General features: G+C 73.5%; 9 protein-coding genes and 1 pseudogene. 2 read left to right on the plus strand and 8 right to left on the minus strand.

All coding sequences use genetic code 11. From position 1 onward, the window contains the following. Positions 1-175: 175 nt before the first annotated feature. The gene (locus RZ84_RS13970; RefSeq protein WP_043264591.1) at positions 176-790 is read right to left on the minus strand and encodes a hypothetical protein; all 615 of its coding nucleotides are present in this window, start codon (positions 788-790) and stop codon (positions 176-178) included. Positions 791-952: 162 nt separating this feature from the next. Next, positions 953-2,411 (minus strand): annotated as a pseudogene (ahcY, locus tag RZ84_RS13975) (adenosylhomocysteinase). Between the two features lie 441 nt (positions 2,412-2,852). On the opposite strand from ahcY, the gene RZ84_RS13980 reads away from it, so the two are divergent. Next, the gene (locus RZ84_RS13980) at positions 2,853-5,159 is read left to right on the plus strand and encodes a fructose-specific PTS transporter subunit EIIC (protein ID WP_277816874.1); all 2,307 of its coding nucleotides are present in this window, start codon (positions 2,853-2,855) and stop codon (positions 5,157-5,159) included. A 222-nt stretch (positions 5,160-5,381) separates the two neighbouring features. Here RZ84_RS13980 and RZ84_RS13985 read toward each other — a convergent pair whose 3' ends face one another. The 6 genes from RZ84_RS13985 to RZ84_RS14010 all read right to left on the minus strand — a co-directional run bounded on the left by RZ84_RS13985 (position 5,382) and on the right by RZ84_RS14010 (position 11,235). Next, complete coding sequence (locus RZ84_RS13985; RefSeq protein ID WP_043264593.1) at positions 5,382-6,299, minus strand: cation diffusion facilitator family transporter; 918 nt, start codon at positions 6,297-6,299, stop codon at positions 5,382-5,384. Positions 6,300-6,474: 175 nt separating this feature from the next. Next, positions 6,475-7,680: a mannose-6-phosphate isomerase, class I gene (gene manA, locus RZ84_RS13990; RefSeq protein ID WP_043264594.1), complete on the minus strand. Its 1,206-nt coding sequence runs from the start codon at positions 7,678-7,680 to the stop codon at positions 6,475-6,477. A gap of 76 nt (positions 7,681-7,756) precedes the next feature. Beyond that, the gene (locus RZ84_RS13995; protein WP_043264595.1) at positions 7,757-8,893 is read right to left on the minus strand and encodes an SIS domain-containing protein; all 1,137 of its coding nucleotides are present in this window, start codon (positions 8,891-8,893) and stop codon (positions 7,757-7,759) included. A 73-nt stretch (positions 8,894-8,966) separates the two neighbouring features. Continuing rightward, on the minus strand, positions 8,967-9,149 hold the full coding sequence (locus tag RZ84_RS14000; protein ID WP_043264596.1) for a Trm112 family protein: 183 nt from the start codon (positions 9,147-9,149) through the stop codon (positions 8,967-8,969). A gap of 131 nt (positions 9,150-9,280) precedes the next feature. Next, positions 9,281-10,639 carry a phosphomannomutase/phosphoglucomutase gene (locus RZ84_RS14005; RefSeq protein WP_043264597.1) on the minus strand — a complete coding sequence of 453 codons (1,359 nt, stop codon included), beginning with the start codon at positions 10,637-10,639 and terminating at the stop codon, positions 9,281-9,283. Between the two features lie 134 nt (positions 10,640-10,773). Further along, a complete protein-coding gene (locus RZ84_RS14010; RefSeq protein ID WP_078893750.1) occupies positions 10,774-11,235 on the minus strand; it encodes a DUF3499 domain-containing protein in 462 nt (153 codons plus the stop codon). 258 nt (positions 11,236-11,493) lie between these two features. Between RZ84_RS14010 and RZ84_RS14015 the strand changes: the two genes are divergently transcribed. Further along, the gene (locus RZ84_RS14015) at positions 11,494-11,952 is read left to right on the plus strand and encodes a metallopeptidase family protein (protein WP_198539986.1); all 459 of its coding nucleotides are present in this window, start codon (positions 11,494-11,496) and stop codon (positions 11,950-11,952) included. Positions 11,953-11,971: the final 19 nt, after the last annotated feature.

Raw genomic sequence — 11,971 nt, forward strand, 5'->3', positions numbered from 1 at the left:
GCGACGAGGAACTTGGCGCCGAGGAAGTCGCCCATTTCGGCGGCGGCGCGGGCAGGCGCCTCGTACAGGGTTCGCGCCGCCGGTGTGAGCCGGGGCCGTGTCGGTGGTGGGGGGTGTCGGCGGTGAAGGCGTCGGCGGTGGGGGTGCGGTCGTGCGGCGGGCGCCGGGGGCTGAGTCAGGTGAAGGTCGACGGGGGTGAGTCGAGGGATTCGAGCTCGATGCCGGGGGCGGAGAGGACGACGTCGCCGGTGATGTGGACCGGGTGCTGTTCGCCGGTTTCGAGGTCGGTGACCTGGTACTCGTCGGCGATGAGGGGGGCGTTGTCAGTGGCGTGTGGTGTGCTTTTGACCAGGGCCCATGACTGATCGAGGGTGCGGGGGGCGAGGACGGGGGGTGTGAAGGCGACGAGGCGGACGCGGGTGGCGCCGGAGCCGAGGGCGGGGCGCAGCAGGCGGGCGGTGGCGATGAGGAAGGCGGGGGACGCACCGGTGAAGGCGTGGGCGGGGACGTTGCCTTCGGTGGCGTGTTCGCCGTTGGGGTCGGTGCGCACCCAGGTGACGCCGTCGAGGGCGGCGCCGCGGACCTGCCAGGCGGCGGCGTGGAGTTCGAGGCGGAGGGGGCGGCCGAGGGCGTCGAGGGTGAGGTCGACGGAGCCGGTGTGGTCGCCGGCGGGGTTGACGATCTGGGAGACGTAGCGCCAGCCGGAGGGGCCGGTGGCGCAGTGGAAGTGTTCTTCACCGAGGGGGGTGTGGTCGTGCGGGTCGTGCAGGGAGTAGTGGCCGCGGGGCATGGGGTGGGGTCTTTCGGAGGGGCGGGGCGGATGGTGAGCGGGGGGCGGGGGTTCCGTGGGGTTCTACGGGTCAGGCCCCCGCCGGGAGGGCGAGGGCCTGGTGCCGGCGGTTGCCGGTGGTGCCGGGTGCCGGCCCGGGTGGGCCGGCGGTACGGCGGCGGCTCAGTAGCGGTAGTGGTCGGGCTTGTAGGGGCCTTCGACCTCGACGCCGATGTAGGCGGCCTGCTCCGGGCGCAGGGTGGTGAGCTTGACGCCCAGTGCGTCCAGGTGGAGGCGGGCGACCTTCTCGTCGAGGTGCTTGGGGAGCACGTAGACGTCGGTGGGGTACTGCTCGGGCTTGGTGAACAGCTCGATCTGGGCCAGGGTCTGGTCCGCGAAGGAGTTGGACATCACGAAGGACGGGTGGCCGGTGGCGTTGCCGAGGTTGAGCAGGCGGCCCTCGGACAGCACGATCAGGACCTTGCCGTCGGGGTGGGTCCAGGTGTGGACCTGCGGCTTGACCTCGTCCTTGACGATGCCGGGGATCTTGGCGAGGCCGGCCATGTCGATCTCGTTGTCGAAGTGGCCGATGTTGCCGACGATCGCCTGGTGCTTCATCCGCGCCATGTTCGGAGGCGAGGATGATGTCCTTGTTGCCGGTGGTCGTGACGAAGATGTCGGCGGTCTCGACGACCTCGTCGAGCGTGGTGACCTGGTAGCCGTCCATCGCGGCCTGGAGGGCGCAGATGGGGTCGATCTCGGTGATGATCACGCGGGCGCCCTGGCCGCGCAGCGACTCCGCACAGCCCTTGCCGACGTCGCCGTAGCCGCAGACGACGGCGGTCTTGCCGCCGATGAGGACGTCGGTGGCGCGGTTGATGCCGTCGACGAGGGAGTGCCGGCAGCCGTACTTGTTGTCGAACTTCGACTTGGTCACGGCGTCGTTCACGTTGATCGCCGGGAAGAGCAGGTCGCCGTCGCGCTGCATCTCGTAGAGGCGGTGGACGCCGGTGGTGGTCTCCTCGGTCACGCCGCGGATCTCGGAGGAGAGCTTCGTCCACTTCTGCGGGTCCTCGGCGAGGGTGCGGGTGAGCAGCTCCAGGATGGCGCGGTGCTCGTCGCTCTCGGCGGTCTCGATCGCGGGGACCTTGCCGGCCTTCTCGTACTCGACGCCCTTGTGGACGAGGAGGGTGGCGTCACCGCCGTCGTCGAGGATCATGTTCGGGCCGCCGGTGGGCGAGTTGGGCCAGGTCAGCGCCTGCTCCGTGCACCACCAGTACTCGTCCAGGGTCTCGCCCTTCCAGGCGAAGACCGGGACGCCCTGGGGGTTTTCGGGAGTGCCGTGGGGGCCGACGGCGATGGCCGCGGCGGCGTGGTCCTGGGTGGAGAAGATGTTGCAGGAGGCCCAGCGGACCTCGGCGCCGAGTGCCACGAGCGTCTCGATCAGGACGGCGGTCTGCACGGTCATGTGCAGCGAGCCGGTGACCCGGGCGCCGGCGAGCGGCTGGGTGGCGGCGTACTCCTTGCGGATCGCCATCAGGCCGGGCATCTCGTGCTCGGCGAGGGTGATCTCCTTGCGGCCGAAGGCGGCGAGGGACAGGTCGGCGACCTTGAAGTCCTGGCCGGTGGCTGCTGTCGTCATACGGGCTGCTCCTCGGATGTCGAGGTTGTTCGGGCAATTCGGGCAGTCTGCGGCGCGGGCCGGGATCCTCCGGTCGTCCGCGGAGGAGCGTGCGTTCACATGAAGGCGGACACACCCCTCCCCTGGGCCGCAGCGCAGTCCGTCGGAGGCCCTCTCTCCCTCGGTCGGTCCGGGGTGCGGACCGCCCGACCGCCATCAGCAGCGACGTCTGGCACTGGTCACGAATCTACACCGATCGGGTCGGCGGCCCCAGCCCGGTTCGGCTTGTTCTGTTTGCTCCGGGCGGTGCCGGGGGCGCGGCGGGCCGGGCCGGAGCCGGGGGTGCGGGGTGCTGCGCGGGGCGTACGGACCGCTATGCGGGGGCCGCCGGGTGTTGCAGGATGCGGGGAGCGCGCGGACAGGTGCACGGGTCGCGCGCACGTTCGCGATGAGGAGAACCACGTGACCACCAGTCCAGCTGGTCCCCGCAAGGGCGCGGGGAGGGACGGGCAGGGGCTGAAGCTGCTCGCAGTGACGGCCTGCCCGACCGGTATCGCCCATACGTACATGGCCGCGGAGAAGCTGGCGCAGGCCGCGGAGTCGCTGGGGCATGAGATCAAGGTGGAGACCCAGGGCTCGATCGGGGCTGAGAACGTTCTCTCTGACAACGATGTCAGAGAGGCGGACGGGATCATCGTCGCCGCGGACAAGGACGTCGATCTGGCGCGGTTCGCCGGCAAGCGGGTGCTGGCGGTGGGGGTCGCCGAGGGGATCCGCCACCCCGAGCAGCTGATCGAGCGGGTGCGCAGCGCGCCGGTCCACGAGGGCGGGGCGGGGGCCTCCCGTTCCGGTAGGGCGTCAGAGGGCGCGGCGGCCGGGGGCGGCCGGGAGCGCAGCGTGGCGTACAAGGCCCTGATGAACGGGGTGAGTTACATGATCCCGTTCGTGGTGGTCGGCGGGCTGCTGATCGCCGTTTCGCTGGCGCTGGGCGGACACCCGCGGCCGGACGGCGGGCTGGTCATCCCGGACGGGTCGTTCTGGAAGCAGGTGAACGACATCGGCGTCATCGGGTTCACGCTGATGGTGCCGATCCTGTCCGGCTATATCGCGTACGCGATCGGCGACCGGCCGGCGCTGGTGCCGGGCATGATCGGCGGCTGGATCGCCAACACCGGGGCGCTGTACGGCTCCAAGGCGGGCGCGGGGTTCATCGGGGCGATCGTGACCGGGTTCCTGGCCGGCGGTCTGGTGCTGTGGATCAAGAAGGTCAGGGTCCCGAAGTTCGTCCGGCCGATCATGCCGATCATCGTGATCCCGGTCGTGGCGACGACGGTGCTCGGGCTGTTCTTCATCTACGTCATCGGCCGGCCGGTCTCGTGGGTGTTCACGCATCTCACGGACTGGCTCGGCGGGATGACCGGGTCCAGTGCGGTGCTGCTCGGGGCGGTGCTCGGGCTGATGATCGCGTTCGACATGGGCGGGCCGGTCAACAAGACGGCGTTCCTCTTCGGGGCGGGGCTGATCGCGACCGGCAACCAGAGCGTGATGGGGATGTGCGCGGCGGCGATTCCGGTCATGCCGCTGGGGCAGGGGCTGGCGACGCTGATACGGCGGCGGCTGTACTCCGAGCAGGAGCGGGAGACCGGTATGGCGGCGCTGTTCATGGGGCTGTTCGGGATCTCGGAGGGGGCGATTCCGTTCGCCGCGGCGCGGCCCGCGCAGGTGATTCCGGCGAACATGCTCGGCGGTGCGGTGGCCGGTGCCGTCGCGGGGCTGGCCGGGGCGACGGACGCGGTGCCGCACGGCGGGCCGATCGTGGCCGTGCTGGGCGCGGTGGGCGGGGTGCCGTCGTTCGCGGTCGCGGTGGTGGCCGGGTCGCTGGTGACGGCGCTGGTGACGGTGGCGCTGGTGGACCTCTCGGAGCGGCGTAAGGGCCGGGCGGTCGCGCCGGTTCTCGCGGGGGCGGCGGTGCCGGTGGCGGAGCCGGTGGGGGCCGTGGTGGGGGCCGGTGGTGCTCCGGGGTCCGGAACTGGGGCCGGGGGCGGGGCAGTTGCCGGGGCCGCGGCCCGTACGGCGGCGGTGCCCTCCCCCGCCGCCGGCGATGAGCGCGGCGGGGGCGATGGGCAGGGCGAGAACGACGAACAGGAGGAGAGCGGCGAGCAGGGCGAGAACGGCGAGGGTGCGGCGCCCGCCGCGGGGGGCGGCGAGGACGCGGCGTACGCAGTCCGGGACGGCCAGGGAGACCAGGGCGGCCAGGACGGCCAGGACGCAGAGCCCGCGGTCCCGGACGACCGGGACGCGGACGGGGCTCCCGAGGCGCTCTCCGGGTATCTGACCGGGCGGACCGTGCGTACCCGGCTGGCCGCCGGGGAGAAGGAGGCGGCGATACGGGAGATGGCCGAACTGGCGGCGCGCGGCGGCTCGGTGACCGATGTGGCCGAGCTGGTGCGGGTGGCGCTGGCGCGGGAGGCGCAGGGCACCACCGGGCTCGGTGAGGAGATCGCCGTTCCGCATGCGAAGACGGACGCGGTGACCGCGCCGGTGGTGGCCTTCGCCCGGTCCGCGGAGGGCATCGACTGGGGTTCCCCGGACGGCACGCCCGCGCGGCTGGTCTTCCTGATCGCGGTGCCGCGGGCGGCGGCCGGGGAGGAGCATCTGCGCATCCTGGCGCTGCTGTCGCGGAAGTTGACGGACGCGGGCTTCCGGGCGCGGTTGCGGGGTGCGGCGGACGGGCCGGAGGTACTGCGGGTGCTGGCGGAGATCCGGTAGCGGATACGGCGATGGCCCCGCCGCAAGGCTGGGCCATCGCCGTATCGGGACGCGGTAGATGTCGGGCTCCAATGGGCATCCCCAGGGCCGATGCCCTGGGTTGCCCGTTACGAGCACGGGCTGGTCAGCGCTTCGCAGACCGCCCAACGGCGACGTCTCCACGCCCTGCGACCGCATACCCTGCGGCCGATCCGCCTGGTTGTCGCGAATGCCGAGAAGCCATCAGGCAGACGGCCGGAAAATGTCGGGTTCCAGGTAGATCACCCGGGCGATCGGTACCGCCTCCCGGATGCGGGCCTCGGCCGCGTCGATGGCGTCGGCGATCCGGACGGCGGTGTCGTCGTGCCGGACGGCGATCTTGGCGGCGACGAGGAGTTCGTCGGGGCCGAGGTGGAGGGTGCGCATGTGGATGACGCGGGTGACGGCGTCGCCGTCGACGAGCGCGGTGCGGATCCGGGCGACCTGGTCGGGGCCGGCCGCCTCGCCGAGCAGCAGGGACTTGGTCTCGGCGGCGAGGACCAGGGCGATCACGACGAGCAGTGTGCCGATGGCCATGGTGCCGATGCCGTCCCAGACGCCGTCGCCGGTGGCGAGGGTGAGGCCGACGCCGCACAGGGCGAGGACCAGGCCGATCAGCGCGCCGAAGTCCTCCAGCAGGACGACGGGGAGTTCGGGGGCCTTGGCGCGGCGGACGAACTGGGCCCAGCTCTGCTGCCCGCGCAGCGCGTCGGCCTCCTTGATCGCGGTGCGGAAGGAGAAGCCCTCGGCGATGACGGCGAAGACCAGGACGCCGACCGGCCAGTACCAGTTGTCCAGGGGGTGCGGGTGGCGGATCTTCTCCCAGCCCTCGTAGAGGGCGAAGACGCCGCCGATGGTGAACAGGACGATGGAGACCAGGAAGCCGTAGATGTAGCGCTCGCGGCCGTAGCCGAAGGGGTGTTCGGCGGTGGCGGCGCGCTGGGCCTTCTTGCCGCCGAGCAGCAGCAGGCCCTGGTTGCCGGCGTCGGCGATCGAGTGCACGCCTTCGGCCAGCATCGAGGACGAGCCGCTGAAGGCGAAGGCCACGAACTTGGCCGCGGCGATCGCCAGGTTGGCGCCCAGCGCCGCCACGATCGCCTTGGTGCCGCCGGATGCGCTCATGGGTGCGCCGTGTCCCTTCCGTAGGCGGAGCTCTACCGCTTCACCGCCCCTTTGATGCCGTGCGGCGGTCATTGTCGCAGCCCGGTCCGCGGGCGGCGTCCTGCGGCCGCCTCGGGGACCGGCGGGCGACGGCGGTGGGCGTCGGGCGACGACGGTGGTCAGGCGACGACGGTGGTCAGGCGACGACGGTGGCGCGGAAGAGGGTGCCGTCGCCGGAGAGCGTGAGCCGCTCGCCGGCGGGGACGAAGACCGACTCGCCGGGGGCCAGGGCCAGTTCCTCCCCGTCCGCGGTGCCCCGGTCCCGCAGGCGGACCGTGCCGGCCGTGCAGAGCAGGATCTGGGGGGTGCGGGAGGCGAGCGGGCGGGGGGCGGCGCCGGGCGCCAGGAGGTAGCGGGAGAGCCGGAATTCGTCGATGGGGGTGTCGTAGACCTCCTCGCCGTCGCTGTCCTCGGGGCGCAGCACGCCGGCGTCGCGGGGCTCGAAGCGGACCACGCGCAGGAGTTCGGGGACGTCGACGTGCTTGGGGGTGAGGCCGCAGCGCAGCACGTTGTCGGAGTTGGCCATCAGCTCGACGCCGAGGCCGCCGAGGTAGGCATGCGGGATGCCGGCGCCGAGGAACAGGGCCTCGCCGGGCTGGAGTTGGACGTGGTTGAGCAGCATGGCGGCGAGCACACCGGGGTCGCCGGGGTAGTGGTGGGCGAGCGCGGCGTAGGCGGCGTAGGCGGTGGCGTGCGGTCCGTCCTCGGTGGCGGCGCGGGCGGCGGCGGTGGCGGCGCGTTCGACGGACTCGGCCATCGCGGTGCGGTCGGCGCCGAGGACGGCGGTCAGTACCTCGCGCAGTGCGGACTCCTCGGGGCCGGCGCGGAGGATGTCGACGTACGGCTTGAGGTCGTCGACGCCGAGGCCCTCCAGGAGGTCCGCGGTCTCGGCCGGGTGCCGGAAGCCGCACAGGCCGTCGAAGGGGGTGAGGGCGCAGATCAGCTCGGGCTTGTGGTTGGCGTCCTTGTAGTTGCGGTGCGGGGCGTCGAGCGGGACGCCGCGGCGCTCCTCGTCGGTGAAGCCCTCCTTGGCCTGGGTGAGGTCGGGGTGGACCTGGAGGGAGAGGGGTGCGCCGGCGGCGAGCACCTTGAGGAGGAACGGCAGCCGGGGGCCGAAGGTGTGGACGGCGGGCTCGCCCAGTTCCGCCTCGGGTGCGGCGGCGATCACCTCGGCCAGGGAGACCGGGCCGGCGCCGCGGTCGATGCGGGAGGGGGCGCCGGGGTGGGCGCCCAGCCACATCTCGGCCTGCGGTTGGCCGGTCGGCGCTGCGCCGAGGAGCTCCGGGATGGCGGTGGTGGAGCCCCAGGCGTAGGGGCGCACGGTGTTGACGAGGCGGTCCATGGGACGGGTGCTTTCTGGGGTCGCGTACGGGGGCCGGTGGGGCTGCCCGGTACGGCGGGCGGCCCCGGGGCCATGGTCACTCGGTGTCGGCGAGCGCGAGGTAAACGGCGCCGAAATCCGCGATGGCGAGCAGTTCGGCGGCTTTCTCCAGGTCGCTGCCGGCGCCCGGTTCCAGTTCGCTGAGGGCGGTGTCGCGCTCCTCGGCGAGCTGGTGGGCGGCGCGGGTGGCGGACAGCGGGCCGGGGGTGCCCTCGCGCAGCAGGACGATCCGGGCGTGCAGGGCGGGGGGCTGTTCGACGCGGTCGCGGAAGAAGTCGTCCGGGTCGGCGCCGGCGGCGAGCGCGCCGGCCAGCAGGGTGCGGTGGGTGGTGAGCGCCTCGGGGAGTTCGGCGGCGAGCGCGGGACGGCCGGCGAGGCCGGCGAGTTCGGTGGCGAAGTGCCGGCCGACGGCGTGCGCGATCAGGCCCTCGGTCCAGATCAGCGGGAGCGCGTCGGCGAGGTCGGCGGCCAGGGTCTTGCCGGGGTTGGTGTACGTGGGGATGGCCGGGCCGCAGCGTTCGGCGAGCTGGTCGAGGCGGTCGGCGAGCTTGCCGAGGGCGTCCGGCGGGGCGCTGAGCAGGCCGATCCGGTCGGCGAGCGCGAGCAGCGGGATCAGTACCGACCAGAGGGTGCCGGGGGCGGCGGGCGGGGCGCCCTCGACGTCGAACTCTTCGTCGTACGGGGTCGTGGCCAGGGGGACGGCGAGGCCGCGGGCCTGGATGACGGCGTCGGCCAGCGGGCCGCCGGCCGGGGTGACGGCGACGACGGCGCAGCCGCGGCGGTACGCCTGCTCGACGAGTTCGGCGAGCCCGGGGTCGGCGGCGTCCGGGCCGGCGAGCAGCAGCAGGTCCAGGGGGCCGGCCCAGCCGGGCAGGGCCCAGCGCAGGGCGCCGGGTACCGGGGCGACGCCGGTGGGCTGGATGAGGCTGACCGGGCTGCTGCCGCCGCTGAGGGCGCGCAGCAGGTCGGCGACGCCGCCGGCGGCCGGTCCGGGGCCGGCGACCAGGACGGCGCGCGGCCGACCGTCGGGGCTCAGCTCGGGGATGCCGGATTCGGTGGCGCTGCGGGCGGCGGTGCGGACCCGGGCGCCGGATTCGGCGACGCCGCGCAGCAGGCCGAAGCGGTCGGCGCCGGCCAGCGCCTCGGGAGCGTCGAGGAGTGACTCGTCGAGCATGGTGGGCGCGGCCTCCGATCGCCGGGTCGGGGGGATTGCCGGGTGGTACCGGGGCGGGCCCGGTGGTGCCCGGTCAGGCGGGGCGGCTGGCTTCGTCGACGAGGAGCACGGGGATGCCGTCCCGGACGGGGTAGGCGAGGCCGCAGTCGGCGGAGGTGCAGATCAGCTCGGCCGGCTCGTCCGCCGTGCGGTCCTCCAGCGGGGCGTGGCATGCCGGGCAGGCGAGGATCTGGATCAGGCTGGCGTCGACCGGCATGGTGGCTGCTCCTTCGGCGTGGTTTGCGGCGTGGCCAGCCTACCGCCGGAGTGGGGGGCGGGGCCTGCCCGGAGGGGAATCTCCGAGGTGGGAGGGCCGGTGCCGGCGGACCTCCCACCCCGGGTGCGGGCTCAGCCGCGGATGATCGCCAGGGCCTCGTCGCGGACCCGGTCGACGGTGGCGGCGTCGCGGGCCTCGGCGTTGAGCCGGAGCAGCGGCTCGGTGTTGGAGGGGCGCACGTTGAACCACCAGTCGGGGGCGGTGACGGTCAGCCCGTCCAGGTCGTCGAGGGTGATGCCGTCGCGGCCCTCGTAGGCGGCCCTGATCGCGGCGAGCCGGCCGGCCTGGTCGTCGACGGTGCTGTTGATCTCGCCGGAGGCGGCGTAGCGGTCGTACTGCGAGACGAGCCGCGAGAGCGGGCCGTCCTGGCCGCCGAGGGCGGCGAGGACGTGCAGGGCGGCGAGCATGCCGGTGTCGGCGTTCCAGAAGTCGCGGAAGTAGTAGTGCGCTGAGTGCTCGCCGCCGAAGATCGCGCCGGTGCGGGCCATCTCCTGCTTGATGAAGGAGTGGCCGACGCGGGTGCGGACCGGGGTGCCGGCGTTCTCCTTGACGACCTCGGGGACGGACCAGGAGGTGATGCAGTTGTGGATGATCGTTCCGCCGGGGTGCTTGGCGAGTTCGCGGGCGGCGACCAGGGCGGTGATGGCGGACGGGGAGACCGGGTCGCCGTTCTCGTCGACGACGAAGCAGCGGTCGGCGTCGCCGTCGAAGGCGAGCCCGATGTCGGCGCCGGTCTCGCGGACCCGGGCCTGGAGGTCGGTGATGTTCTTCGGGTCGAGGGGGTTGGCCTCGTGGTTGGGGAACGAGCCGTCCAACTCGAAGTACAGGGCGTCCAGTTCGAGCGGCAGTCCCTCGAAGACGGTGGGGACGGTGTGGCCGCCCATGCCGTTGCCCGCGTCCACCACGACCTTCAGGGGGCGGATGCCGCTCAGGTCGACCAGGGAGCGCAGGTGGGCGGCGTAGTCCTTGAGTACGTCGCGGCGGGTGACGGTGCCGGGCCCGGCGGCCGGCTGGGGGGCGCCGTCGGCGGTCCAGCGCTCGGCCAGGGCGCGGATGTCGGCGAGGCCGGTGTCCTGGCCTACGGGGGCGGCGCCGGCCCGGCACATCTTGATGCCGTTGTAGCGCGCGGGGTTGTGCGAGGCGGTGAACATCGCGCCGGGGAGGCCGAGTGCGCCGCTGGCGTAGTACAGCTCGTCGGTGGAGCACAGGCCGATCTCGGTGACGTCCGCGCCGCGGGCCGCCGCACCGCGCCCGAAGGCCCGCGACAGGCCGGGGGAAGAGGGCCGCATGTCGTGCCCGATGACGATCGCGTCGGCACCGGTGACCTCGACGAAGGCTGCGCCGAAGAGTTCGGCCAGCGTCTCGTCCCACTGGTCGGGGACCACACCGCGCACGTCGTACGCCTTCACGATCTGCGACAGATCAGTCACAGCCAGCCCTCCTGGAGTCGCTACGGAGCCCCAAACCTACCCGTCCGCCCGGTGCGAGGACCGGGAACGGGACGGGTACGGCAGCGGGCGGCCCTCTGAGGGTCTCTGCCGTCCGGAAGGCGTCCGCGGAGGCGTCAGGAGTCGGGTGAGCGCAGTACCCGGAGGTGGCCGCGGCGGGCGACCTCCATGGGCCGGCCGTCGCGGCCGGGGCCCCCGGGACTCATGGTCTCGGGGCCGCCGCCGGCGCCCGCGGCGCGCTCCTGGGGCCGGGCGGCCTCGCGGACGGCGTCGGCCAGCGCTTCGAGGTCGTCGCCGCTGGGGCGGGCGGGTCCGGAGTCGACGGCGAGGCGGACGACCTCCCAGCCGCGGGGGGCGGTCAGCCGCTCGGAGTGCTCGGCGCACAGGTCGTAGCAGTGCGGCTCGGCGTAGGTGGCGAGCGGTCCGAGCACGGCGGTCGAATCCGCGTAGACGTACGTCAGCGTTGCGACGGCGGGGCGGCCGCACGCAGTGCGCGAACAGCGACGTACAGGGCTCACGACGTTGGACGGTACCGCACTCTTGAGCGGGCCGCGACGACTCTCCCCCGGCTCACCCAACCGTGTCGTCCCGGATCGTCCGATGCGTCTGACCTGCACCCGCTCGGCAGGACCTGCCCGGGGTGGGCGGGGACGGGCCGCGCGGCCAGCCGAATCCCGTCACGGGTCGGCGCATTTCATGTCATTCCACGGAGGCCGCGCGATCCGATGCGGGACGGGAAACGAACCGAACCGGGCCCGGAGCGATCACCCGGCGACAACCGGCCAGTTGTCGCCCGCTGCGGTGCGGGCCGCTCCGCGACGGCTACGCTCGATCTGATGGACAGCCCCGTACCACCCCGCCCGGCGGAGCCCCGGCCGCGCCGCCGCGACCGCCACGGCCGCGGCATGCGCGGCCCGATCGCGCCGCCCCAGGTGCCGTTGTCGGTGACCCGCGCCGACGCGTTCACGGATCTCGTCTACGACTCCCGGGACCGCCTGGAGCGGCGCTGGCCGCAGCTGGCGCAGGTCGACTTCGTGGTCCTGGAGGTGCCGGGGTTCGGTCCGGGCGGCGGTCCGGATCCGGGGGCGGGCGAGGAGTCCGTACCGCTCGGCCGGGTGCTGCCGGCGGCCGGCGCATATCGCGACCGGATCGTGATCTACCGCAGGCCGGTGGAGATCCGGACGAAGAGCCGCGACGAGCGCGCGCTGCTGGTGCACGAGGTCGTCGTCGAGCAGGTCGCCGAACTCCTCGGGCTGGCACCGGAGTCGGTGGACCCGCGCTACGGGCAGGAGTGATCGCGTGGCGCGGGCCGGC

Source organism: Streptomyces sp. CT34, assembly GCF_000805335.1.
In the GTDB taxonomy this organism is placed as follows: Bacteria; Actinomycetota; Actinomycetes; order Streptomycetales; family Streptomycetaceae; genus Streptomyces.